We start from the raw sequence: 24,850 nt of genomic DNA, 5'->3' as shown, positions 1-24,850 counted from the left end.
CCTACGATTTTGGATAGTAAGGCCTCGCTAAACACTATCGTGCTAGGTACGCTTCGATGAAGTGGGCAAGGATCCAACCAGCAGGCGAGAGCGCTGCTTTGAGCGGGCACGAGAAAGTGCTGCAAGAAGACGTGTTCCCTTTGTCCATGGTTGAGGCACCAAAGCCATGTTCACAAGCAAAGTTCGCACCTGAATTCGGCCAAAAGGTGCTGCTCACGGTCGACACCGAAGAAGAGTTCGACTGGAACGGCCCCTTCACACGCGATGGACACGGGCTAAGCCATGTCGCCGCCCTGCCCCGCTTCCAATCCTTTTGTGAAGAAATTGGCGCGCACCCTGTTTACCTTGTCGATTGGCCCATCGCCAATGACCCTCGCGCGGTTGAGATTATCGGCGATGCATTACGGCGCGGCAAAGCCGACATTGGCGCGCAGCTTCACCCGTGGGTCAATCCTCCCTTTGAAGAAAGCCTTGGCACATACAATTCTTTTGCCGGCAACCTGCCGCGCGATTTGGAGCGGGCGAAATTCACAGCATTGCGCGACCAAATAGAGGTTGCATTTGGCAAAGCGCCTCTGATTTACCGCGCAGGCCGATATGGTTTGGGCCCGCACAGCGCCGATATCCTTAAACAAGGCGGAATAAAGATCGACACCTCGGTGCGGCCGCTGTTCGACTACAGTGTGCACAGCGGTCCTGATTTCTCAAAACACCCCGTAAGACCTTATTGGGTGGATGAAGAGCGCAGCTTGTTAGAAGCCCCGATGACGGTGGTCCACCGCGGTGCAATGCGGCAAATGGGCGCAACCCTTCAAAGAACGGAGCGCCAGTTTCCAAAACTGCTTGGTGCATTTGCGCGGCTTGGCTTGCTTGAACGAATCGCACTGACGCCCGAGGGAGTAACGGCAAACGAGGCGCTTGGCGGGCTTGAGCTTGCTCTTGAGGCAAAACTGCCATTGACGGTGCTTTCCTTCCACAGCCCTTCGCTTAGGCCCGGTTTCACGCCCTACACCCAAAACGAGAGCGATGTTGAGGCGCTTTACGATTGGTTTGCGCAAGTCTATGCGCGGCTGACACATGCGCAGGTTCATTCTGCAAGTGTGGACGATGTGATTGCTGCTGCTAAGAAATAAACGGTTCAAAACAGGCCACGCGAGACGGGAACTTGGGGCCCATTTTGGCACGCTTGTCCCAAGCTTTTCACATTACCGCAAAACACTGGCTTGTGGTTTTGGGAAAGAGGCTGTAGTGGCACCGCCAGTTCGCCTCGGGATTGGCCGAAAGAACCCACCTAGGGGCCTGTAGCTCAGTGGTTAGAGCTGGCCGCTCATAACGGCTAGGTCGCGGGTTCGAATCCTGCCGGGCCCACCACATTTGCGATAATGCAAATGCGGGCTGAGAGCGAACGAAGGAAAGCTTGGCAGTCTGACTGCGAAGCGAAGATGAAATGTCGGGGAGTGGCGCAGCCAGGTAGCGCACCTGTTTTGGGTACAGGGGGTCGGAGGTTCGAATCCTCTCTCCCCGACCATTTCATCAAGTTTTCTAAAAGAGTGAGCGGCCCTGTGGGGTGTTAGGCGGCCCGGGCTCCGCCATGCTCTGCGTGTTCGTCGTCTTTGGCGAAAAGCGGCGCCAACGCCTCCAATGGCATGGGTTTGGCGATCAAATAGCCTTGGGCGTAGTCACAGCCGTTTTCACGCAGGAATTCGAGGCATTCCTCTTCCTCAATCCCCTCACACACCACACGAAGCCCAAGCGAATGGGCAAGATCGATAGTCGAGCGAACCATCAAGCCATCGCTGCGGTTTTTGTGCGCGTTCTGGACAAAAGCGCGGTCGACCTTGAGCTCAGACAAGGGAAGCTGCTGAAGATAGCTGAGCGTCGATTGACCGGTGCCATAGTCATCCATTGAGATAAGCACGCCCAGTGCCCGAAAACGCTCCAAATTGGCCGCGGCAATTTCGGGATCGCTCATTGCGGCCGATTCGGTGACTTCAAAGATAAGACGCTCCTTTGGCACGCTCATGTCTTTCACCATTTGCGCAGCCGCCGATACGAAGCGTTCTGAAGTGATGAGATTGGCAGAAATGTTGACGGCGGCTGAGACCGCTGCACCACGTGCGCTCCAATCAAGCATGTCGCGGATAGTGCGCCGCAGCACAAACAGCGTCATCCGGTCGATCCGATTGGTCTCTTCGGCAAGAGGGATAAACAAATCTGGACGCATAAAGCCGCGCACCGGGTGCTCCCAGCGCAAGAGGGCTTCGACGCTTTCAATCCGGTTTGTCGCCAGCCGCAATTTGGGTTGATAGACGACTTTGAGCTGCTCAGCATCAATCGCCTCGTCCAATTCGCCCATAAGCGACACTCGCTGTTCGATTATCGCGGCCTCTGCATCCTCATGTGCATGCCACAACTCACCATCGGTCACAGCCTGGCTCGAGGCTCTGTTCGCAGCCCCCAAATCGACGCCCGATGCAATGCCAAATGCGATATGGATATCGACCCGTCTGCCGCCCACATCGAGCGGCTTTTCCATCGCCTCGGAAATTCTTTCGCAAGCATCGATAAGCGCCTTATAATCGCCTGAGTGAACCCAGGAGATCATCCTGGTATCTACGCGATAGGCCCGCGCGATGGGGTGGATCGATTGCATGCGCTCGACGAGCCTATCAAAGAATTTGCTCATAAGTTCTTGCCCAAGCACGGCGCGAATAGAATCGAACTCTTTGATGAAGGCCGTGATGGTGAATTCTGCCCCGTCCACCTCGGACTGCGCAAAGGCAAGCGCATTGGGCATACCAGTTTGGCTGTCGACCAATGCCTCTGCGCGCAGCGTGCGATGCACGATCCAAGCTGTTTGGACGAGCCCAACAACGAGCACCATTATGGCGGCTGGCACGGCTTCGAGCACGGTTTGCGCCGCGTGGTATACAAAGGCCTCAACGGCAATGATGCATAGGATGGCTGCGAGGGTGCGCACGGCGACTTGGCGATAGCTGGTGGCGCGCACAACAAGTGAGGAGAGAAGCGCTGCCAAGATTAGCAAAGGCAATGGGCCAAATTCAGCCAACCCGCCAGCAAGGAGGGTTTCAGCAGCCAGCGCCTGAATGGTGACGCCGGGGATCACCCCATATGTTGGCACACCATATCGGTCGCCAAGTTCAATGGCGGTCGCACCGACAATCACATCTTTGCCCGCAAGGCCCGTTTTATCAAAGGCGCCTGTCTCTATGTCGACAAAGCTGTGCCGGGGGATGGATGTTGGATCGATGCTAAAATCGATGGCGAAGTCATCGTTGACCGCGCCTGACACCCCTGCGATTTGCGCTGACAAAGAGGGGCGCGGCGTGTTTTGCGTGGTGGTGCCATAGACCATCCGGCGCACCCGAGCATCTGCATCAGGGATCACTGAGACCGAGGCAAGGCTTGTGTTTTCACGCAAGGCGGGAATGGGAAGCGCCTCGATCCGCTGCGTGTCCGTTTCTGATGCGAATTGCGCAAATGTTGGCAGAACGACCGAGGTTTGCGCCTGTGCGACCGCTTCTGCGAACGCTTTGTCGCCTTGGGGTGAGGCGTGTGAGGAGAAGTCGATATCAAAGACAACAGAACGCGCACCGGCCTCGTCAAGCTCGTTGATAAGCCTTGCATAATGGTCGCGCGGCCATGGCCATGTCCCTGAAGATTTTAGGCTTTTCGCATCGACTTCGATCATGTGCAAATTACCGGATGCCGGTTTGCTCATAAGCCGGGCCACGCCAGCGCGTTGCTCATCCTCGATCAAGCGCAAGCCGCCGGTCTGGGCAAGCGCGATTGCCACGATCAGTGCTATCGCGATTGCCGCCCAGCTTTTGGCGCTTTTTGAGATCGAATGTTCCATATGTTTCTTTGCTGTGGCTCACCCGGCCCCACGGATTTGCGTTGCCGGGTGGGGGCAATCGCGATCAGCCACCGTTGTCCTCACGGTAGTCCTCATAGCGGTCGCGAAGATAGTCAAAGAGACGGCGCAAGGGCCCTCGGCGGTCGCGTTCTTCGCCCTCTTCTTCCATGGCATCGTCCATGTCGTCGTCCATCTCATCGTCCATCTCATCATCCATGGCGCTGTTATCTTCAGCCATTGCCATGTCGTCATTGATGGGATTGTCGTCATTTGCAGCCATGTCGGAGCCCGCTAGGCTACTGCGCTGATCGTCGTCGTCGTCGTTGTCGTCACCGTCGTCATCGTTGTCATCTTCGTCATCGTCGTCATCATCGTCATCGTCGTAATCGTCGTCGTCATCGTCATCGTCGTCGTCATCTCCGATACCAACGTTAACTCCTAAGCCCAGCCCTCCGCCGTTGCCGTTACCATTACCGTTGTTGCCGTTGCCGTTGCCGTTGCCGTTGCCGCGATTATCGTCGTCGTCGTCGTCATCATCATCATCGTCGACGTCGTCATCGTCTCCGATACCAACGTTCACTCCCAGGCCCAGTCCTCCACCGTTGCCGTTGCCATTACCGTTGTTGCCGTTGCCGTTGCCATTGCCATTGCCGTTGCCGTTGCCACGATCATCGTCGTCATCTTCGGGATCAGCGACCTCCATCCCCATGTCATCATCGCTGTCAGAGGCATCTTCGCCATCGCCGTCATCGTTCTGGCCGCTTGCCTCATCTTCGCTAACGCCGCCCATTGGATCATCCATCGGATCAGCCGCTGGCTCATCGACTGGATCAGCCGCTGGCTCGTCGACTGGATCGTCGGCTGGCTCGGCCACCGGTTCGGCCATTAGGTCATCCGCGGGTCCGGCCACCGGATCTTCCATTGGATCAGCCGCGTCGTCGTCATCAACCATGCCATCCTCGGCACCACCACCAGCGCTTGCCCCATCATCCATCGGAGCGTCATCATCGGCCGGAGCATCGTCACTGGCTACAGCATCGCCGGTGCCGTTATCCATTTCCCGCTCATTTTCGGCAGAGCGCAGGTCTTCCTCCATCGCTGTGTCATCGGCCGTGTCATCAACACCATCGCCATCAGCGCTCTCGCCCTCGGTGCTCGAGGCATCCCCTCCCGAGCTGTCCTCGCTTGAATTTTCGTAGTTTGATGATGCCGCGCTGCCACCTGTGCGGTTATTGCTATCCTCATCGCCGCCTGCATCAACGCTTCCCGTGACAAGTCCATTGGTCAGCTCACCAAGGTTCGACGCCTCGCTCACGACGGCTGTGCGGATAACAACTGGACGTACCGCCGGAGCCGCGTTAGCGGGCAGATCGGCTGGCGTTGAAATCAGGGTCGCAGCGGGCGCTGCAACTGGATTTGAACGCGCGGGAGCCGAAGAGGCAGCAGGCGCTTGTGCAGGCACGCGCGTTGCCACGCCGCGCTCTGGCGAATCAATCTGGCGCGACACATCGCCTTCGATGCTAAGGCGGAAGCGATCATCCGATGCAATCATCGCCACTTCACCAGGAAGGATCAGATCAACAGCGCCTCCGTCAAGCGTCGAGGCTTCGACTGCACCCTCGGTCACCTGCATCGCAGCGCCGCTCTCGTTGACCGTGATAGAAAAGGTTGTGCCCTTCACCACAGCGGCGAGATACGGAGTATCTACTCCGAAGTGCGGATCAGGCTGTTTGCCGATATTGAAGATGGCGCTGCCAAAGTCCTGGATCATTTGGACAACGCCGCGCTCGCGCTTTTCAGGCGCGATCGTGATTTGCGTGTTGGGACGCACGGTCACAAACTCATTGCCGCGAACAAGAACGGCATTGCCATTCCCACGTGTCACGACCTGCTGCCCCGGCCCCACCCGCGTTCCGCGCTGTGCCTTGCGCTCTCCGGCATCGCTGCGGATCAGAACGTTTCCGCGCACTTCGCTTAACGTCCATGGCCCGGTTTGGGCAAAGACGCTCGTGCTGGAAAGCAAGAGAGATAGCGGCAGTATCGCGCCTGCACCGCGCGTGAGGTTAGACATTTCGAGCTCCTAAGTTAGCCGCTCACTAGAACGGCGCCCCTCAAATTCTCGTAACCTTAGAGACTTAACAAATTACGATTTTGACCATTTCTTAGGGTCTTGCGGCTTAATCGTGCAGCGTGGCTTTAAGGGATTCGTTGAATGTCTAGGTGGCTTGTTAGCCTCCCAGTTCTAGGTGCACTGATAACTCCTCCGCTCTTCGCACAGTCGTCGTTTGAGCAAATGGACCAGGGACAGATGCGCATCGACTATGATGTCGCCCGGCTTGCGATGAGCGAGACGGCCCCTCAAGCTGTGCGCTTTGCCGAGCCACAGTCACCGATCACCCAACCAATCAATCAACAGCGCGCAAATGCTGGCGATGAGTTGTTCATCAACTCCATCATAATCTCCGGCAACAAAGCGCTGCCCGATACTGAATTTGTCGACCTGATCGAGGAATACACCTCGCGCCCTCTCACTCAAGAAGACCTCTCGACGCTCGCAACGCGCGTTGCCGTCAGAGCCCAGTTTCAGGGATATGTCTTTGCCTCGGCCACTGTCCCCAGCCAAAATCTGGATCTGGGCGTTTTGCGCGTAGAGCTTGATGAAGGCACGATTGATGAGGTGCGGATCGAGGGTGCTCAAGATGCAGCGATTGCGCGCCAGCTTGCGCCGCTTGTGTCAGGTGAGCCGATTACGCAAAAAGAGCTCGAGAGACGCTTGCTTCTCGCCGATGATATCTCTGGTGTGCGCATCGTTGATACAAAGTTTGAACAAGAAGGCGAGCGCGGCGTCCTGATCGTGAAGGCCCGCCGTTCGCGCACCTCTGCCTATGTTGAGGCGCGCAATAATGGGTCGCGCCAAGTGGGCCCAATCCGGGCGCGCATAGACCTTGATTTCAATGGTCTGATCTCTTCAGCCGATGAAATAGATATTTCTGTTGGCACAACGCCGCTTCAACCCGGCGAGCTCCAATTCGCCCGTGGTTCTTATAAGATTATCGTGGATGCAAGCGGGCTCGAGCTTGGCGCGCACCTGTCATATTCGTCAACAAATCCGGGCGACTTTCTGGCTGAGCGTGAGATCGAGGGGCGTTTTCTTCGTGCAGGCGTAAGCGCCAAGTACCCTCTTATTCGCAGCCGTGATCTTAGCCTTTGGGTGGTGGGCGAATTTGAGGTGACAGACCTTCGCCAGGATCGCGAAGGGTTCCAGGCGCGGCGCGACCGGGTGCCAGCCATCCGTACAGGTATCTATTCGCGAGGGAAGCTGGCAGGCGGTCGTTTCAGCGGCAGGCTCATGGCATCGCGCGGCCTCGATATCTTGTCTGCAACAGACCCGGGCGACAACCTCGCCTCGCGCCTTGATGCAAGCTCGCGCTTTACCAGTATTTATGGTTTTCTTGGCTGGAACCGGTCACTTGCCGACTCCTTTAGCGTAGCGCTTGGTGCGCGCGGGCAACTTGCCTTTGATCCCGTTCTCGTCACTGAAGATATCGGCCTTGGGGGCACATCTTTCCTGCGCGGATATGACTTTAACGAACGCTCAGGTGACAGCGGCATTATGGGCTTTGGCGAGCTGCGCTACAATTGGCGCGGCAAAGGGTTCTGGTTGCCGCGTGGCCAAGCCTATGTCTTTGCAGATGGGGGTGTTGTCTCCAACCTTGAAGAAGGCTTTGGAGGCGGTTCGCTCGCCTCTGCTGGGGGAGGCCTGCGGCTTGCTTTGACGCGAGATACGGATCTGGGCGTTGAGGTTGCGGTGCCACTAACCGGAGAGCGCGAAGACAGCGAAAGCGCTGGTCCGTTGTTCAACTTAAGAGTTGGTCAGTCGTTCTAATCAGCGAAACGGGCATTTTTCGCGCGCGCGGATTGTGCCGCCTGAGCTGCCCTAGACCTTCGCTGTTCCTTTCAAGATCCAACCCAGCAGTTCATCAGCCGGCATATCCGCTGCGGCAACGCCAAGCGCGTGAACGGCATTCATCCGATCACGCGGCGCACCTTGTGCAGGGTCTTCGAGGAACACCGTTCCACCGGTCTGCATCAGAATGTGCAGTCCCTTCGCGCCATCACCGCCCGTCCCCGACAAAAGCCCAGCGTGCACAGGGACCTTGGCTCTGGCAATTGAACCAAGGAGCAAATCTGCACACGGACGAATGCCGGCCACAGGGTCTCTTGCAGCGCAGCGTAGGCGCGGCGGCGGGCCTGCCTCAACGATCACATGGGCGCTGCGATCAAAGGCGAGATAGACCTTGCCAGGTATAAGCTCTGCCCCGTTTGAGGCTTCTGCAACCTCGCATTTGGCGCTCTCTTGAAGCTCTTTGAACACCGGTTCAACCACAGGGCGATCCGCGTCGATCACAATAACTGTTGGCGGGCAAGTGGTGGGATAGCCAGCGATGATCCCCTTCAAAGGCTCAATCCCTGCCTGACCACATGCCATCGCCACTATGCTGCCGTTGGGTTCGAAAGAAGAGCCATCATCCTCGCCAGCGTGTTCATCTTCGGCAGAATTTAGCTCTCCGTTTGCGGCCTTGATGACAATATCGCCAAGTTTAGCGACGGTTGCGTCGAATTCCTCAGGCGTCGTGCGTAGCGGTTTAGGGAAACAATGCACCGCGCCAAGCGCCAAGGCCTTACTCTCAGTGTCCGAGCCAGCCTGTGCGATGCTTGAAAGCATGATCACAGGCATCGGGCGTTTTTCCATAATCTCTTCGAGGAATTCAATGCCTGTCATGACCGGCATTTCCACATCGAGAGTGAGGACATCGGGTTTGATTTCAGGGATCATCTCGCGCGCCTCTGCAGCGCTTGATGCCACCCCGCAAACATTAACGCCTTTGGCGTTCTCCAATATTCCAGAGAAGAGCGCGCGCATTGCAGCGGAATCGTCAACAACCATTACTCGTGTGTCACGCATGAGACAAAAACCGTCCTGAATTCCGTCATTTACAGTAGCTCAAAGCAACGCACATCATGCGAAGCTGTTAAGGTCGTGGAGCATGGTTAACAGCAATCTACCGAAGAATTCTTGTGCCTTGGCTTAAGGGCTCGGGCCTAGAGGGTCACAAAACCGGTTTTCACCACTTGGCACTTATCACCTCGCAAGAACGCGAGCTGAAACGGACGTCCAGTTAAGGTGGGAGAAATAATGATTGCACGCACCCTCAAAGCCTCGGGACCGCAAGTCTTGCATCCGGCCGCACTCAAACACGCTGTGAGGACATGATGAATTCAGTAACCCTTCCTGCGATTTGCGACCGCGCTGCTGCGCGCTCGGTCCATTCAGACTTTGTGGACCTTGTTGGGGAGGCAAAAATCGCGGTCGATGCAAGTGCAGTTGAGCGCATTGGCCAAGCAATGCTGCAATTGCTCGTCTCCGCAGCAAAAACAGAGAGCGGCATCACATTGCACGCTCCGAGCGAACCCTTCCTCAAAGCCATCCGCCTTGCAGGGCTCGAGGCGAGCCTTGGTGCAGATATTGAAGCAGCGAGTGCAGCATGAACGATGACGACATCCAACAAATCTTCTTCGTTGAGTGCGAAGAGGCACTCGAAGCCACGGAAACCGGGCTCGACGCATGCAAAGCGGGCACGCATGATGATGAAACCATCAACGCAATCTTTCGCGGCGTGCATTCGATCAAAGGAGGGGCAGGCGCATTTGGTCACACTGCTCTTGCGTCTTACACACACTGCTTTGAAAACCTTCTTGGTGACATTCGCGAAGGCCAGGTTCCGCTCACTCCAGAGCTGACCGACCTGCTTTTGCTCGCCTGCGACTTGCTGCGCAATCACGTTGAGGCGGCGCGCGGGGCAGGCGATGCGCCCGATGATCAAGCCCTGATGGAGCGCCTCGAAGCGGCGCGCGCAAGCGCTGGACCAACCGATGATGACGCTACTGCAAAGAGCTCGAATGATGCTGAGAGCGATCCCCTTGATGACCTCGATCTGGACGCGCTTCTTGATGATCTCACTGAAGAAAACAGTGCGGCCATTGCCCCTCAAGGGGAAAGAGACGAGCCCAGCTGGCTGATCCATCTGCGTCCGCATGCCGGCGCGATGGACAACGGGGGAGAGCCGCTTTTGTGGCTGCGCGAACTCGCCAGCTTTGGCGGCACATGTGAGGCGTGCGATCATGATGCGATCCCAAAGCTGCATGAGCTCAACATTGATTATGGCTACCTCGGCTGGACATTTCGTATGCCGGGATCAGTGGCGCGCGGCGATGTCGAAGAGATTTTCGACTTTGCTGGCGAAGATTGCGGCCTTGCATTTAATGACGCCCCAATGCCCCATGTGCAGCAATCAGGCGCGCCAACAGCACAACCAAAGGCTGCGGCTAGTGAAGTGTCCAAACCCGTGGAGGCCGCCTCAACATCGGCGGATCACCCCCCGGCACCAGAAGCAGCAGCACCGCCAACCCCAGCGGCAACGCCCTCCCTGCCTCCAAACCGGCTGAAAAGCCTAAAGCTTCGCCGCCTGCTTCAAGCACCAATCCAGCGGCCCAAAGCGTTCGGATTGATCTGGCAAAATTGGACCGATTGATCGACGGCGTGGGCGAACTTGTCATTGCGCAGGCGATGATGGCTCAGCGGCTTGAGAACGAGAACGTGGCGCACATCGAAGAACTTGCCATGGTCGATACGCTTATTCGCGACATCCAAGAACACGCTATGGCCTTTCGTGCGCAACCGATCAGCTCGGTCTTTGGCCGGGTCCCAAGGTTGCTGCGCGAGCTTGCAAGCAACACCGGCAAACACGTGAAACTCGAAGTGTTTGGTGAGGGCACTGAGCTCGACAAGACTGTCATCGAGCGCCTCTCAGAGCCCATGACCCACTTGATCCGCAATGCGGTGGATCACGGTATCGAGACGCCGGAAGAGCGCAAGGCAGCTGGTAAAAATCCCGAAGGGACACTTACCCTATCCGCAGAACAAAAAGCAGGCCGGGTCGTCATTCACATCAAGGACGACGGCAGCGGCATCAACCGGGAGAGAGTTCTTGCAAAGGCCATCGAAAACGGCGTTGTGGCCCGGGATGCAAATCTTTCTGATGATGAAATTTGCCAGCTGATCTTTGCCCCCGGCTTCTCCACCGCCGCATCGGTGACCAGCGTATCAGGGCGCGGTGTCGGCATGGATGTGGTCAAATCCAATGTGCGCGATCTGGGAGGGCGCATTGCCATCCAATCGATCGAAGGCGAAGGCACAACCTTTAGCCTAGCCCTGCCCCTTACTCTTGCGATCTCCGATGGGATGATCGTGCAGTCGGGCGATTTGTCGCTGGTTGTGCCTTTAACCCACGTGATCGAGAGCCTGCGCCCCGCCCCCGGTGACATCAAAGGTGTCGGCACACAGCGCTCCATGCTCAATGTGCGCGGCCGCTTCGTGCCGGTTATCTCGCTTGGCGCAGTGACAGGCGCAAATGGTTGGGTCGAAGATCCATGCGAAGGTGTCATTGTTCTGGTTGAGACCGAAGGGCATGGCCAAGCCGCGCTTATGGTCGATATGATAACCGACCAGCGCCAATTCGTAATCAAGAGCCTTGATGCAAACTTCCGCGCCGTTGACGGCGTTGCGGGGGCCACCATCCTTGGCAATGGCCAGGTGTCGTTGATTGTGGACGTCGACCATATGGTGCGCGCCTCTGTTGCCCCATCAACGCTCGCCAAAGCCGCCTGATACGATGGAACAGGCCGCATCAACGCAATACGCAGGCTCAGTGGTGCCCGGCGTCAGTCCGCAGCTCTACAAAGAGGCCGACTTCAACCGCATCTCTGCCCTTGTGAAAGAGGAAGCGGGGATCATCCTCAATTCAAAGAAAAAGATGCTCGCCTATTCGCGGCTTGCCCCATTGGTGCGTGCAAGCGGGCTTCAGACCTTCACCGAGTTCCTCGACGTGGTCGACCGCGATACACAAGAGCGCAAGAAGGTCATCGCCTCGCTCACCACAAATCACACCTACTTCAACCGCGAGCCTCACCATTTTGAGCATTTTGTGGAACATGTGCGGCCCGATTTGATCGCGCGCAGCCAAAATAAGGACAAAGTGCGCATATGGTCTGCCGGGTCATCGAGCGGTGAGGAAATCCACACTTTGATGATGTTCCTGCTTGGTGCCAATAAACACGAGGGCAAGACCATCGCAAAAGGCGATCTCCTCGTGCTTGCAAGCGACCTTGCGCCTCATGCCGTCAACGCCGCAAAAGCGGCCACCTATGATGGTGAGGCGGTCAGCAAACTGCCGACAGCGCTGCGCGAGGCATGGTGCGAACCAATTGCAGGCGACCCCACAGGCAGCGTTACAATCGCTAAGAGAATCACGCAGCTGATCCGATATCGCCAGCTTAACCTGCTGCGCGCTTGGCCCTTTGATGCGCTCTTCGATGTCATCTTTTGCCGCAATGTCATGATCTATTTCGATGAGCCCACAAAGGCGCAACTTGTGCTGCGGTTTGCCAAGCAGCTGAATGTCGGCGGTTATCTTTACATTGGCCATTCCGAACGCGTGTCAGGGGAGGCGACCAAACTGCTGCAACCGGTTGGGGCGACCATCTACCAAAGGATTGAGGGATGACCATTCGCGTACTTGTGGTCGATGATTCGGCCATGATGCAGGCTCTGATCGCGCGCAAACTCAACGTCGAACCTGATATCGAGGTTATCGCTGCTGCAGGGAATGCTTCTGAAGCGCGCCAACTTATTAAACAGCTCGACCCGGATGTGGTGACGCTTGATATTGAGATGCCGGGAATGGATGGCTTGTCCTTTCTTGGCAAGATCATGTCTTTGCGCCCCACCCCGGTCATTATTGTCTCAAGCTCCACTCGCGCAGGCACAAAGGCCACCGCGCGCGCGCTGCAGTTGGGGGCGGTCAATTGCTACGCCAAATCGACCCGCGAGAGATCAATCCGCGACGATGATGGCGGCGAATTGGCTCGGCTTGTGCGCGAAGCCTCCAAAGTGGAAATGCCCAAAACCCAAGCACCGCGCCGATTACCCGCAGCCGCCTCGCGCGAGGCACAGGCGGTGAGCACACCGGCGCAAGCACGTCGGCGCGTTGCAACAAGCGCTCAAGGTGCATCAAACACGTCTGTGCCCAGCCGTCCCGATGTAATCGCAATTGGATCATCGACAGGCGGCGTCGAGGCGCTGCACACGGTGCTCGGTGAATTTCCAGCAGATTGCCCGCCAACGCTGATCGTACAGCACGTTAATGCCACTTTCGCGCCCGCGATCGCGCAAAGCCTTGATAAGGCGACAAAGCCCAAAGTTGAGCTTGCCCAAACTGACACGCTGCTTCGCCCCGGCCACGTTTATTTGGCGCCCGGTGCGGTCAAACACCTTGAGGTGGCACCGGCAGGTTCACAAGGCCTTCGCTGTGTTTTGCGCGATGGTGAGCGTGAAACAGGTCACCGGCCAAGCGTCGATCGCTTGTTTGCCTCTGTTGCCAAAGTGGTCGGTCCAAATGCGATTGGCGTTTTGCTTACAGGTATGGGCGAAGATGGCGCGAAGAACCTTTTAGCTATGGCGAAGGCGGGTGCCTACACGATTGCGCAAGATCGCGGATCCTGCGTGGTCTTTGGCATGCCCCGCGCTGCCATTGCGCTAGGCGCTGCGAGAAATATCCTGCCGCTTGGCAAAATTGCAGGGCATATTTTTCCTTCTGCCAGCGCACGTCCAGAAACCGCTATTGCGCAAAGCAGCGCCACAATGCCGACCAATCGAAACGCCCCTTCTAGCGCGGGACCGGGCGCATGACCCTTCCATCTCAAGCGCAGGTCAAGATGACTATTATGCAAGGTGAGGCCCGGGCAAGCGCAGATGAAAGGGTGATCATGTCCACGGTGTTGGGCAGCTGTGTTGCGACATGCCTTTACGATCCGATGGCCCGGGTTGGCGGCATGAACCACTACCTTTTGGCAAAACCACTCGATGAAGGCTCCGCTTGTGGTGACAGTTCCTATGGCCTGTATCTCATGGAGCTGTTGATCAACGAAATGCTGAAGCTGGGTGCGGATAAACGGCGAATGAAAGCGCGTCTTTATGGCGGCGCAAATATGGCCTGTGGACTGGGTCGCATCGGCTCTGACAACGCCGCGTTTGCTCGCCAATTCCTGCGCGATGAAGCGATCCAAACGGTGTTTGAGGACCTTGAAGGCAATTGCTCTCGCAGGATTGAGTTCAGCCCCGCCCATGGCCTCGTTCGCGCCCGCAAAGTCGCAGGCGAAGCACCACCCCCGGTCGCACCAATCAGCCCAATTAGGCACAATCCACAGGGACGCCCTCAAGGCGGACTTGGGGATGTGGACCTATTTTAGAAACACAAAGGAGCACGTAATGGACACAAGTCAGCCATCAGCGCGCGATGCCTCTTCACCGCCTGTCAGCGTCCTGACCGTCGATGATAGTGCCAGTATGCGCGCACTCTTGCGTACCGCGCTCACGTCAAACGGATTTAAGGTCGAACAGGCCGAGGACGGGCAAGAAGCGCTCGAATGGCTTGAGACCAACGAGGTTGATGTGGTGTTGACCGACATCAACATGCCTCGCCTTGATGGTTTTGGCTTGATTGAAAAACTGCGTGAAACTGCGCTTCATGCTGATCGTCCTATTCTCGTACTGACCACGGAAAGCTCAGATGAAAAGAAAGCGCGCGCGAAAGACGCGGGCGCGACCGGATGGATCGTAAAGCCCTTTGATGCAGCCAAGCTGACCGCTGCGTTGCGGCGCGTTGCGCACTGACTTCCTGTTTAGAACAAGACCACTGGATTACCGTTGCCATGCCATATGAACTGATCACATTTGGAATTGCCAATCAGCTGTTTGGCATCGACATCATGACAATCCGCGAAATCCGCGCATGGTCGCCTGTGACACGCCTGCCGCGTGTGCCGGATTATGTTGCCGGTGTTGTAAACCTTCGCGGAACAGTCCTGCCCGTTATCGATCTATCCATTCGCCTGGGTTGGCCTGCGACACAGACCACTCCGCGCAATCCGATTGTGGTGGTGGAACATCATGGCCAATCACGCGGCCTTATCGTTCACGATGTCAACGACATCGTATCGATCGAACGAGACAGCTTGCAGCAGCCGGACGCGGGCTCAGACGACACTGTCACCAACTTCCTGGAAGGCATTGCGCCGCTTGATGATCAAATGGTCATGGTGCTTGATCTTACAAAGCTCATGGCAGCCGACGAGATTGAACTGGCAGCCTAAGCGCTGTGTTGCTCCGCGATCAGGATAGACAATATGACCACCTCGCATTCTGACTTGCTAAAGGCTGCTGCACAGTCGCTGCAGATTATGGCATCACAGGTTGAGGAATTGGGGGCAGAGCTGGTCGTTGATCCAGACGTCGCCCAGCGGCATCTCACAAGCTTGCAGAGCCTCGACCGGTGGAGCCAACAGCTGGTGCAGCTCGCCAATGTGATATCAGCAGAGGACCCTGTTGCTGCGGCAGAGAAGGTTACCCTTAGCGAGCTGAGAGACCATCTTCGCCGCGTCGAGTGATGGGGCGCCCAAGACAAAGCTTCGACACCTTTTCGCACAATCTGCAGGACGATGCTGCTGAACGTAGGTAGCGGCTTCGCGCGTACCTGTATGCAGACATGTGGTATGCCTCGTCAGCGCTGTTCATAGGCTTCTTCAAGCAGGTGCCCTCAAACGATATCGCCATCATGACTGCACGTTTGCATGTGCGAGGCCCGGTGCGCGCAGCAAAGCTCCTGAACATATCGCTATCGCAACCACAACATCGCCAAATCCAGTATTGCCGATGTGTTTCAGCAGCTATGCAACGATGCGCAGGTGATCATGGCAATGCTATCACTGGGCCTGGCTTTTGCCTGCTTTCACCTTCGCAAAGGAAACGATCTCTCCAAGATCGGACCGCTCCGGCGATGGAACTGGCACTTCTTCACCCATTTCCTTTTGACTTCTGTGATCAGACACGGCCGACTCAACCCGGTTACGCCCTGCCCGCTTGGCAGCATAAAGCGCCTGATCAGCGCGCGAGAAGGTTTGTGAATAGCTCTCTCCAGGCTGCCACTGGGCAACGCCAAAGCTCACTGTGAAACGCTGGTCAGAGGATAGACCAGGGATCAGCGCATTGGAAAATGCAAGCCGCAAGCGGTTGGCAAGCGATACAGCAGGTGCCTCTTCACAGTTCCAGATAAGAGCGCAAAACTCCTCACCGCCGATCCGCCCTGCAACATCGTTTGGCCTAATCCTGTTATCGATGAGCGAGCCGAATATCGAGATGACCTTATCGCCAGTGCTGTGCCCCCATGTGTCATTCACCGTTTTGAAATTGTCGATATCGCCAACGATGAACGAAACTGGCGTGCCTTCCTGGCGAGCTCTGTCGAGTGTCTCTGCCACTTTCTCCTCAAACGCGGCGCGATTGGGAAGGCCTGTCAAAGCATCAGTGGTCGCCCGTTCGCGCTCATTTTGCATAGTGCCAAATACGATCGAGGCGATCAGACAAAGCGCAATAAGCGTAAGCAGGGTTGCTAAAACAAGAATATGGATCGCGTTGATGATAACAGCGCCTGTCCCATCGCCGCCAGCCACTGCGTCGAAGAGGATGGTCAGTGTCGGGCGAATGAACCCAAATGCAGCCAAGGCAATGACGACCCACATAAGTGTATGGTCGGCCATATTGCGCCGCGTTCCATGCCATAGCGTCACAGCAATCATAGTGGTGACAATAGCAGAATTGGTATTTTGAATGAGCCGCATCGCGTCAGGCTGCTGAATTTCTATCGCATACCAAATCATGGCCGACGCGATTGCCACTGTCGCAGCGCAAAATCCTATCGGGGCTTTGACCTCTGCCCTCTCAGCGACCCCCCACATCAATGCAAGTATCCCGACCATTGACACCAGATGATAGGTGACAACCCCAAGAGAGCCTACGCTTTCAAAGATCCAGATATTGATCGCAACACCAAGAGCAAGCGAACCAAAACACACCGCAAAAGCGAGTACGGGCCATTGCTTGCGATCATTCCACCAGAGCGCGAGAAACGCACAGGTGAAGATCAACGAAATGACCGGAATAATGAATGTCAAAATTGCTGTTTGCATCGACCTCTACACCGCTTCCCACGCAATCGCAGGGAATAGTTAAAGGGTACTTTGCGCAATGATGAGGGGAGGCACTTCGAGCCACATTAATCGCATTGGAAAACGTGCGCTAATTTCGATCCAGCTGCGCCCTATCATACTGAAGAGCCCGCCCATTTTTAGCCTTCAGCAGCAGCGCGTTCCAGATTGGTCGTTGGGGCTGCCGTTTCAATGGTCACAGCTTCAAGCGGGCTTGTCCGCTCAGCATTCTCCACCCGGTCACGCCCACGCGATTTTGCATCGTAAAGCGCCGCATCTGCGCGAGCAAATAGGCGCTCATAACTCTCATCAGGATGCGCAGTCGCAACGCCAAAACTTGCAGTCAGACGAATGTCTTCATTAAGCTCTTCGTGTTCGAGCTGGGCAAAGGCCTTTCTGATCCGCTCAGCAAGACGTCCGGCTGGTTCATTGGGACAGTTCCACACAGCAATACAGAACTCTTCTCCGCCTACGCGGCCGGCCGTATCGCACCCACGGACCATCTCATTGATCAGCTTTCCAAAGCTTGAGATAGCCCGGTCACCTGCTTGGTGTCCCCATAGATCGTTCACCTGCTTGAAGTGGTCGATATCGGCAATCACAAGGCTCAAAGGACGCTTTTCTGCATGAGCTTTGGACATGATTGTGCCCATTGCATCTTCAAAGGCCGCGCGGTTGTGAAGACCTGTGAGGGTGTCTTTCTCGCTGCTTTCGCGCAGTGAAGTGGTCCATTCGGCGATTGTCGCTCCCATCAGGACCATCGCACCGATCACCGACTTCACTCCGAGAACAAGCCCGATGAGCGAATAATAGAAGGAATCTCGATAAGCTGCGTCGGGAATTGTGCTTTGATACATCAAGGTGAGATTGGGCCGCACAAGGAAATCCATCGCCCAAAGGCCAACCATAAAGATGATCGTGTAATCGACCAGCCCGCGTCGTGGAGCCATCAAAATCGTGGTCAGGCCCACCACATACATCGCGCCATATCCGGTGTTTACGATGATCAGCCGGGGTGCCACGTCATTGGTAACGCTTACGGCTAATGCGAGCGCTACGGCGCTGATGATGTAAATGCCGACAAGGGCGCCAAGGTTAACCCGCTGCCCCACCCGCTCGCAGATGGAAGTCAGAAGCGCGATCACTGCAATGGAATAGAGCAACTGTGTGGCGTGAAACAGATAAAACGCATCAAGCGGCAGAAAATGCGTGACCAGAAAACCCGCGGCGAAAAAGGTATAGCCCACAGCAAAACCAAGGACATGGCGCTTCATCCCGCCAAGCTTCCAGAACAGCGCAAAGGTAACCGCAAACAGCAGCGCCATCAAAGGTGTTAGCATTCCTAAAAGCTGTGCTTGCATGGGTTCAAAGCCTCCCGATGGATCACGGCTAGGGTAATAAGGTTAACAGCGTCTTTAGGGGAAACCCTTGGTGCGTTACATTTTGACTTTGCGCACAGTTTTGTTCGAATTCACCCCGTTTGAGCCCGAATTCAAAAGATATGTGTGCTTGCCCCTGGCGGTGCGCGCGACTATTTGGAGCCAAACAGCGATAACTCACCAAATTTCGATCCAAAGGACCTGCCCCATGGCCGCGCAATACGCTTTCGTAATGAAAGGCATGACTAAGAGCTTCCCCGGCGCTCAAAAACCCGTGCTCTCAGACATCAATCTGCAATTCTATCAAGGCGCAAAGATCGGCATCGTGGGGCCCAACGGTGCGGGCAAATCGACATTGATGAAGATCATGGCCGGGATCGATAAGGACTTCTCAGGCGAGGCATGGCCGGGTGAGAATATCACCGTTGGTTACCTGCCACAGGAGCCAGAGCTCGACACGTCAAAAACCGTGCTTGAGAACGTGAAAGACGGCGCGCGTGAAACCGCTGATCTAGTTGAGAAGTTCAACGCCGTCTCTGCGCAAATGGCTGAACCTGATGCGGATTTTGACGCGCTTGGCGAGGAAATGGCTGAGCTTCAGGGTAAGATCGATGCGGTTGATGGGTGGACGCTCGATAACCAGCTTGAGATTGCGATGGAGGCGCTTCGCTGTCCGCCTTCGGATGCGAGCGTGGAGAACCTGTCCGGTGGTGAGAAACGCCGCGTTGCACTGACCCGCCTGCTGATCCAGAAGCCTTCGATCCTGCTTTTGGACGAGCCTACCAACCACTTGGATGCGGAAAGCGTTGAGTGGCTTGAAAACCACCTCAAAGAGTACGCAGGCGCCGTGCTGATGATCACCCACGATCGCTACTTCCTTGATAATGTCGTGGAATGGATCCTCGAACTCGACCGGGGCACCTACTACCCGTACGAGGGCAACTACTCGACCTATCTCGAGAAGAAAGCCAAACGTCTGGAGCAGGAAAGCCGCGAAGAGTCAGGCAAACAGAAAGCCTTGGCCCGCGAGCTTGAGTGGATCAGGCAGACGCCATCGGCACGTCAGACCAAATCGAAGGCCCGCGTCCGCAAATTTGAAGAGCTGCAAGACGCCCAAGCAGGCCGCGCTCCGGGTAAGGCTCAGATCGTTATCCAAGTGCCGGAACGCCTTGGCGGCAAGGTCATCGAGGCCAAGAACATCTCGAAAGCTTACGGTGATAAGCTATTGTTCGAAAACCTTTCTTTCATGCTGCCCCCCGGCGGCATCGTCGGTGTGATCGGCCCAAATGGCGCTGGTAAATCGACCCTGTTTCGCATGATCACGGGTCAAGAGACACCGGACAGCGGCTCCATCGAGATCGGTGACACGGTGCACTTGGGCTATGTCGACCAATCACGCGATGATCTGACGCCAACCAACAACGTCTGGGAGGAAATTTCCGACGGCCTCGACTACATGCAAGTCAACGGCCACGACGCTTCGACCCGCGCGTATGTGGGCGCGTTCAACTTCAAAGGCGCGGACCAGCAGAAGAACGTCGGCAAGCTTTCGGGTGGTGAACGCAACCGCGTGCACATGGCGAAAATGCTCAAGCAAGGCGGCAACGTACTGCTGCTGGACGAGCCGACCAACGATCTCGATGTGGAGACCTTGGGCGCACTTGAAGACGCCATCGAGAACTTCGCCGGCTGCGCCGTAGTAATCTCGCACGACCGCTTCTTCCTGGATCGCCTAGCGACGCACATCTTGGCGTTTGAGGGGAACAGCCACGTGGAGTGGTTTGAGGGGAACTTTGAGGCGTATGAAGAGGATAAGCGGCGCAGGCTGGGTGATGCGGCGGATCGTCCTACGCGCTTGGCTTATAAGAAGCTGACTAGGTGATATTCGCCCGCTTCTCTCTCGTTGGAACGTTGGCGCTCGCCTCATGTACTGGGGCAGATCGTCAAGAGGACGCGATCGTGCACGAGGCGAGAGAAGCGGCTAAAGCTGGACGAGTTATCAACAATGATATGATGGCTCAGTTTTATCCCGAGACATTTCAACCCGCACAGCCCCCCTATCTAGAGCGGGACTTTGAGGCGGGAGCAGACATGATCTGCGACGAAATCGAGAAAGAACATGGCAGGGGCCTTTGCGCGCAAGAGCCGATCAGGTGGCGAAACTGAACTTTCCTTTGCCGTCACCCCGGACTTGATCCGGGGTCCAGCTTCTTCCTCTCAAATCCGCGTGAAAAACAAGCGGGATCCCGGCTCGGGGGCCGGGATGACGAGGGGCGCTAAATTCCGGCCAGATCGTCGTGAAGGTCGCTCCAGTCCGGGTTCGCCTTTTCGATCAAGTCAAACTTCCACTGACGCCGTCAACGCTTCAGGCGCTTCTCAAACGCAATCGCCTCTTCGATGGTCGCCAAACGATCTGCCCAGACCAATCGCTTTAACCCATATCGTGCATAAAAGTCAGAGCCTTCGCCGCTGCGGTGCTGGTTAGCCCTAGCGGCCCAATCAGCGGTCACACCAACATAAAGCGTCCCACAATACCGGTCCGCCATGATGTAGGTCCAACCACCCCTCACCCCCTCAGCGCAGCGTTGATCACCGCGCGTGACACATCGGTTAGCTCCACATAGGTCATGCGATTGTCGGTCTCATGGGCCACGCGCTTGATCGCACCCTTCTTTTGAAGCGCCTCCAGATATCGCAGCGTCGTTGTCGCAGGTATACCGTCGAGCAGGCCCAAAACCGACACGGTCACCGCCCTACCCTCGCGGTCAGCTTCATAAAGCTCAAGCATCAAGGCAACTTCAGGCTTTAGGCATGTGCCAAGCTCCAGCGCTTTGGCAATCTTTGCGTCCAAAACTCTTAAGCGATCCAGCTGGGCATCCACGCGGCCTTGTTCATCGGAGGCTTCCGAAATTCCCGGCCTGGCAGAATGAAACATTAACAGCTCCTAACCCTCAAGCGAAAACACTAGTTAACAAGGGGACGGCATGTCATGTCACGTAAGTGCGTGACTTCGCCTCATTATAAGGCCCTCGATTATGGGAGCAAGTCAGCCACAGCCGGTTATGCCGCATCAAACGCGGCAACCGGCTTTACAGGGCCAATAAGGCAAGGCGCGAAGAGGCTGGGAGCAGCAAGTTAGCTACGTGAGTAAAACACCGCCAGTCATGGAAAAACCTTTGAGCTCCAAGGTTACTGCACCTGCAAAGCTGCGCAGAGGACGGGGGCCGGTGAGCCTTTCAAGAGAATTGGTGAAGCAGGCAAAAGCGCGCGGTGTGAACTCCATCACATACCATATTTCGGTATGTTTCCAGTCTTTTACATCAACCTTGCCGCATATGCACTTTTTGGGAGATCGGCATTTCTCAAGGCACAACCTCCCGCCAGAGCATGTCGAGGTTTTGGGGCGGTGCCATGAGTTTCTGGTGCAATTGGGCAAGCCAATCGTCCTTACAAAATACCTGAATGGGTTTGCCGAAGTGGAACCTGAGCTCACGAAGACGATCATGGGAGCTGCGACACAGTTTGGCCTGAAAGACCAATTCATGGTCCCAGTCTATGGCCCCTACAATGTGAACGGGGTCATTTCCTTCGGATTTCCCCGCGTTTTGAACTGGGAAAAGGACGCATTTCTCGAAGAATTGGAAACGATTGCAGTGACGCATCACACCCGCTCGGTGCGCTATTTTGGGTCGAGCCACGGTAAGGTCGAGTTGTCCGCGCGCGAAAGCGACGTTCTGGGCTGGATCGCCAAAGGCAAATCAAACACCGATATCGCTGAGATTTTAGGGATCAGCACCTCTTCTGTTGACACGTACACCCGGCGGCTATTCGACAAAATGGGCGTAAATGACCGGATTTCAGCAACGGTTGCAGGTTTGCGCCGACGATTGATCATGATGGATTGACCGGCTTGCCTCTGGGTCGAGCAATCTTGCAAGTAATTGTCCCTAACTCCAAATTAACCCTCTCAGGCTAACGACAACGCTCGATATTTCGGGGGGTTTGAAGTTTCTTGCGCGAGTTGTTGCTCTTTTTCTCAACGCCTTTGGTGACGCTGATTTTCGCGACCGCGTTCCTCATTGTGTGGAGCCGCGACCAAAGCCGTTATGAAAACTTAGGGCTCAGCATCGGCTGGCTGATGATGACCTGCGGGTTTTCGATCTCGATCCTGAGCCCTGCTGAATGGGGGCGCGCGATACCAGCCATCACCCATGTGCCCCACACTCTTGCCGCTGCGGCAATGTCTTGGGGGTTGCTCACCAGAATATCGGTCAAACCTCCGCTCAAAGCGCATTTGTGGATCGCTTTTGCTGGCTTTGCGACAATGATGTTTGTTCAAAACACCGGCAACTCCATCCTTGCAGACCTGTTCATCACCAACCTCACGTGCGGCGCGATGTTCGTCATGACCGCGCAGCTGTTTGCCTATAGCACGGGCCGAGATGCGGTGGAGCGGTTCTTACTGGTCATGCTTGTCTTGACCGCCGCGCAATTTTTCATTCGTCCGGTCATCACACTCATGTTCGATGGCCCTATCTCAGCGCAGGCTTATCGCGACAGCACCTATTATCTTGCGCTCAATTGGGTCTTTGCCTTTGGCTCTGTGCTGTTCGGGCTCGCCCAGATTGCCGGAGCTGTAAAGGATCACATCGCATCGCTTTATCGCAAGACCTCGCGCGATGCGCTTTCCGGCTTGCTGGTGCGACGGGAATTTGAAGCGCAGGTCGAGGCAGCGCTCAAACGCGCGAATGCCGAACGGATCGATACAGCGCTTGTGGTTGGCGATATCGATCACTTCAAACAGGTGAATGACATCTGGGGCCACCAGGCAGGTGACACCGCGATTGCTGGTTTTGGTGAGATGGTGGCCGCCATGATCCGGGGCAGCGATATTGCAGGGCGCGTGGGCGGCGAGGAGTTTTGCATCCTCGTGTGGAACGCAAATGAGGACATCGCAGCGGGCCTTGCAGAGCGATTGCGCGCGCGCACAAACGCGCTTGAGGTCGGCGAACGCGCGCTTGATGTGCGTCTGACAGCCAGCTTTGGCGTGGCCGGGCAAAAACAGGGCGAAGGATACCGTTCGCTTTTCGCAAGGGCGGATGGCGCGCTGTACGCCTCAAAAGAAGCGGGCCGCGACTGTGTTAGCCGCGCGAGCGAGGTGTTGCCTGCTGGATTTACTCCAGAACATGGCCAACGCGCTGTTCTCACGAGTGTTTCAGGAGGCGAGGTGTGCGAGCGCGATGCCTTCAAAGACGGTACCTTCGAGAACGGGGACATCAGCCTTAACGATCATTTAACGCACGATAGCGAAAGATACGCAGGCTAGTTTTAAACACACCTGCTGCGGGGACAGCCGATGACGAATAATGGGGCATTTTGGGATAGGTTCGGCGCCGATCTGGCAGCCATTGATCCTGTTTACGCTTTGGCGGCTGGAATCGTTCTGGGCACATGTATTACGCTGGCTGTGCTGCGCTGGTCGCCTTCACCTCGTACAAAAGCGGACCCTTTGTCCGGCCTATTTGCCGGCGATACCCTCGATGATCAGCTTGCACGAATTGCTGATCCAGAGGCGCGCAGCGAGCGCAAAGACCGGGCCGCGTCGGCTGTGAGGGCAAAGATGTTTGCTCGGCAATCCGCTCAAAAACCTCCCGCGCCCCACCGCGCAGAGCGGTTCGACCATGCCGCCGTCCATGATCACATCGCAAAGGTGATGAGAGCCGGTTCCGGTGAAGGAACCGAGGCGCAAAACACCTCAGAGCCAGAGAGCGAATGGGAAGAAGTCTTGCTTCTCCCCGCCCCCTCGAAGGCTGCCTGATCCTTATTGCTATGCCCACAAGGCGCTAGGGTGAAACCCAGCGGCCGGTCCAATCATTGTCTGTGCGCGTGAACTGCGCCCGCACGTGGCCTGTGTGTGCAAGATAGAGCCAATCGAGCTCTTGGAGCTCGACCAACAGCACTGCAAAATTATCGCGTGCCGGCACCAATTGTTCATCGGTGGGTTCGTGGCCTTCAAACTCATCTGGGAGACCTGATGTGGGAACCTCGCTCGCAGCTCCCGGCCCATCGCCGAGATAACACCGACGCGCAAAATTGGTGCCATTGTCCCAAGCGGTCTGAGTGACAGGATCATCGCGAAGAACACGGCCCTTCCCGCGCGCACGGATCTGGATCTTGGCACCCTTGTCATAAAACAGCACAGCCATGCGCGGATCAGCTTCAATCGCTGCAACTTTGGGGGCGCGTGTGTCGGTGTGAAAGCGCAAGAACCAATCGCCCGCGTTAAACTCGCGAAGGACCATACCGCGCGCATCGACATCGCTGGTGACGACCGCTGGAATATGCATGGGCGAGCGCCGATCCTTGGCTGCGCGTACGAGGCGCTGCTTGAGATCAGTTTCAACATCTTGGAGTGTTTCGAACATAGACAGCT

General features: G+C 56.3%; 22 protein-coding genes, 2 tRNA genes and 1 pseudogene. 17 read left to right on the top strand and 8 right to left on the bottom strand.

Annotated elements, in window-relative coordinates:
• The first annotated feature begins 56 nt into the window (after nt 1–56).
• The 3 genes from AC0V61_RS13275 to AC0V61_RS13265 all read left to right on the top strand — a co-directional run bounded on the left by AC0V61_RS13275 (nt 57) and on the right by AC0V61_RS13265 (nt 1,528).
• On the top strand, nt 57–1,133 hold the full coding sequence (locus tag AC0V61_RS13275) for a polysaccharide deacetylase family protein (protein WP_486158289.1): 1,077 nt from the start codon (nt 57–59) through the stop codon (nt 1,131–1,133).
• 162 nt (nt 1,134–1,295) lie between these two features.
• Nucleotides 1,296–1,371 (top strand) — tRNA-Ile (locus AC0V61_RS13270).
• An 80-nt stretch (nt 1,372–1,451) separates the two neighbouring features.
• Nucleotides 1,452–1,528, top strand: a tRNA-Pro gene (locus AC0V61_RS13265).
• 42 nt (nt 1,529–1,570) lie between these two features.
• Here the strand turns inward: AC0V61_RS13265 and AC0V61_RS13260 are convergent.
• Together AC0V61_RS13260 and AC0V61_RS13255 are read right to left on the bottom strand one after the other, a co-directional pair.
• Nucleotides 1,571–3,877, bottom strand: coding sequence for an EAL domain-containing protein (locus tag AC0V61_RS13260; protein ID WP_486158287.1), 2,307 nt, complete (start codon nt 3,875–3,877; stop codon nt 1,571–1,573).
• A gap of 64 nt (nt 3,878–3,941) precedes the next feature.
• Nucleotides 3,942–5,948 (bottom strand): FecR domain-containing protein, encoded by a 2,007-nt coding sequence (locus tag AC0V61_RS13255; RefSeq protein ID WP_486158285.1) that lies wholly within the window; start codon nt 5,946–5,948, stop codon nt 3,942–3,944.
• A 237-nt stretch (nt 5,949–6,185) separates the two neighbouring features.
• Between AC0V61_RS13255 and AC0V61_RS13250 the strand changes: the two genes are divergently transcribed.
• Complete coding sequence (locus AC0V61_RS13250) at nt 6,186–7,763, top strand: ShlB/FhaC/HecB family hemolysin secretion/activation protein (RefSeq protein ID WP_486158283.1); 1,578 nt, start codon at nt 6,186–6,188, stop codon at nt 7,761–7,763.
• Nucleotides 7,764–7,814: 51 nt separating this feature from the next.
• Here the strand turns inward: AC0V61_RS13250 and AC0V61_RS13245 are convergent, their stop codons facing one another.
• The gene (locus tag AC0V61_RS13245; protein ID WP_486158281.1) at nt 7,815–8,843 is read right to left on the bottom strand and encodes a response regulator; all 1,029 of its coding nucleotides are present in this window, start codon (nt 8,841–8,843) and stop codon (nt 7,815–7,817) included.
• A 305-nt stretch (nt 8,844–9,148) separates the two neighbouring features.
• Between AC0V61_RS13245 and AC0V61_RS13240 the strand changes: the two genes are divergently transcribed.
• The 9 genes from AC0V61_RS13240 (at nt 9,149) to AC0V61_RS13200 (ending at nt 15,442) form a co-directional block, all read left to right on the top strand.
• Nucleotides 9,149–9,427: an STAS domain-containing protein gene (locus AC0V61_RS13240; RefSeq protein WP_486158280.1), complete on the top strand. Its 279-nt coding sequence runs from the start codon at nt 9,149–9,151 to the stop codon at nt 9,425–9,427.
• Nucleotides 9,424–10,470, top strand: coding sequence for an Hpt domain-containing protein (locus AC0V61_RS13235; protein ID WP_486158278.1), 1,047 nt, complete (start codon nt 9,424–9,426; stop codon nt 10,468–10,470). The genes AC0V61_RS13240 and AC0V61_RS13235 overlap by 4 nt, the downstream gene beginning before the upstream one ends.
• Nucleotides 10,458–11,606, top strand: a complete 1,149-nt coding sequence (locus tag AC0V61_RS13230; protein WP_486158276.1) for a chemotaxis protein CheA — start codon at nt 10,458–10,460, stop codon at nt 11,604–11,606. The genes AC0V61_RS13235 and AC0V61_RS13230 overlap by 13 nt, the downstream gene beginning before the upstream one ends.
• A gap of 4 nt (nt 11,607–11,610) precedes the next feature.
• Nucleotides 11,611–12,501 carry a CheR family methyltransferase gene (locus AC0V61_RS13225; protein ID WP_486158274.1) on the top strand — a complete coding sequence of 297 codons (891 nt, stop codon included), beginning with the start codon at nt 11,611–11,613 and terminating at the stop codon, nt 12,499–12,501.
• Nucleotides 12,498–13,685 carry a protein-glutamate methylesterase/protein-glutamine glutaminase gene (locus tag AC0V61_RS13220; protein ID WP_486158272.1) on the top strand — a complete coding sequence of 396 codons (1,188 nt, stop codon included), beginning with the start codon at nt 12,498–12,500 and terminating at the stop codon, nt 13,683–13,685. Before AC0V61_RS13225 ends, AC0V61_RS13220 begins: the two co-directional genes overlap by 4 nt.
• Nucleotides 13,682–14,245, top strand: coding sequence for a chemotaxis protein CheD (locus AC0V61_RS13215; RefSeq protein WP_486158270.1), 564 nt, complete (start codon nt 13,682–13,684; stop codon nt 14,243–14,245). The genes AC0V61_RS13220 and AC0V61_RS13215 overlap by 4 nt, the downstream gene beginning before the upstream one ends.
• A 97-nt stretch (nt 14,246–14,342) precedes the next feature.
• On the top strand, nt 14,343–14,669 hold the full coding sequence (locus tag AC0V61_RS13210; RefSeq protein WP_486159551.1) for a response regulator: 327 nt from the start codon (nt 14,343–14,345) through the stop codon (nt 14,667–14,669).
• Between the two features lie 38 nt (nt 14,670–14,707).
• On the top strand, nt 14,708–15,148 hold the full coding sequence (locus AC0V61_RS13205; RefSeq protein WP_486158268.1) for a chemotaxis protein CheW: 441 nt from the start codon (nt 14,708–14,710) through the stop codon (nt 15,146–15,148).
• 33 nt (nt 15,149–15,181) lie between these two features.
• Entirely contained in the window at nt 15,182–15,442 is a 261-nt protein-coding gene (locus AC0V61_RS13200) for a hypothetical protein (protein WP_486158266.1), read from the top strand.
• A gap of 315 nt (nt 15,443–15,757) precedes the next feature.
• Here AC0V61_RS13200 and AC0V61_RS13195 read toward each other — a convergent pair whose 3' ends face one another.
• Nucleotides 15,758–17,020: a GGDEF domain-containing protein gene (locus tag AC0V61_RS13195; RefSeq protein ID WP_486158264.1), complete on the bottom strand. Its 1,263-nt coding sequence runs from the start codon at nt 17,018–17,020 to the stop codon at nt 15,758–15,760.
• 158 nt (nt 17,021–17,178) lie between these two features.
• A complete protein-coding gene (locus tag AC0V61_RS13190) occupies nt 17,179–18,399 on the bottom strand; it encodes a GGDEF domain-containing protein (RefSeq protein WP_486158262.1) in 1,221 nt (406 codons plus the stop codon).
• 226 nt (nt 18,400–18,625) lie between these two features.
• Here AC0V61_RS13190 and ettA point away from each other — a divergent pair, with 226 nt between their 5' ends.
• Complete coding sequence (ettA, locus tag AC0V61_RS13185; protein WP_486158260.1) at nt 18,626–20,299, top strand: energy-dependent translational throttle protein EttA; 1,674 nt, start codon at nt 18,626–18,628, stop codon at nt 20,297–20,299.
• 394 nt (nt 20,300–20,693) lie between these two features.
• Here the strand turns inward: ettA and AC0V61_RS13180 are convergent.
• A pseudogene (locus AC0V61_RS13180) lies at nt 20,694–20,987 on the bottom strand (GIY-YIG nuclease family protein).
• Complete coding sequence (locus tag AC0V61_RS13175) at nt 20,984–21,352, bottom strand: hypothetical protein (protein WP_486158258.1); 369 nt, start codon at nt 21,350–21,352, stop codon at nt 20,984–20,986. The pseudogene AC0V61_RS13180 and the gene AC0V61_RS13175 overlap by 4 nt, the downstream one beginning before the upstream one ends.
• A 229-nt stretch (nt 21,353–21,581) precedes the next feature.
• On the opposite strand from AC0V61_RS13175, the gene AC0V61_RS13170 reads away from it, so the two are divergent.
• From AC0V61_RS13170 to AC0V61_RS13160, 3 genes are all read left to right on the top strand, one after another.
• The gene (locus tag AC0V61_RS13170) at nt 21,582–22,322 is read left to right on the top strand and encodes a helix-turn-helix transcriptional regulator (RefSeq protein ID WP_486158256.1); all 741 of its coding nucleotides are present in this window, start codon (nt 21,582–21,584) and stop codon (nt 22,320–22,322) included.
• A 107-nt stretch (nt 22,323–22,429) separates the two neighbouring features.
• Complete coding sequence (locus AC0V61_RS13165; protein WP_486158254.1) at nt 22,430–23,743, top strand: GGDEF domain-containing protein; 1,314 nt, start codon at nt 22,430–22,432, stop codon at nt 23,741–23,743.
• Between the two features lie 30 nt (nt 23,744–23,773).
• The gene (locus AC0V61_RS13160; RefSeq protein WP_486158252.1) at nt 23,774–24,235 is read left to right on the top strand and encodes a hypothetical protein; all 462 of its coding nucleotides are present in this window, start codon (nt 23,774–23,776) and stop codon (nt 24,233–24,235) included.
• 25 nt (nt 24,236–24,260) lie between these two features.
• Here the strand turns inward: AC0V61_RS13160 and AC0V61_RS13155 are convergent, their stop codons facing one another.
• A complete protein-coding gene (locus AC0V61_RS13155; RefSeq protein ID WP_486158250.1) occupies nt 24,261–24,842 on the bottom strand; it encodes a flavin-binding protein in 582 nt (193 codons plus the stop codon).
• Nucleotides 24,843–24,850 lie beyond the last annotated feature (8 nt).

The sequence above is a fragment of the Erythrobacter sp. JB1-4 genome (assembly GCF_057365025.1).
The sequence above is the reverse complement of the archived record's forward strand: the minus strand, read 5'-3'. Positions and strand labels throughout refer to the sequence as shown.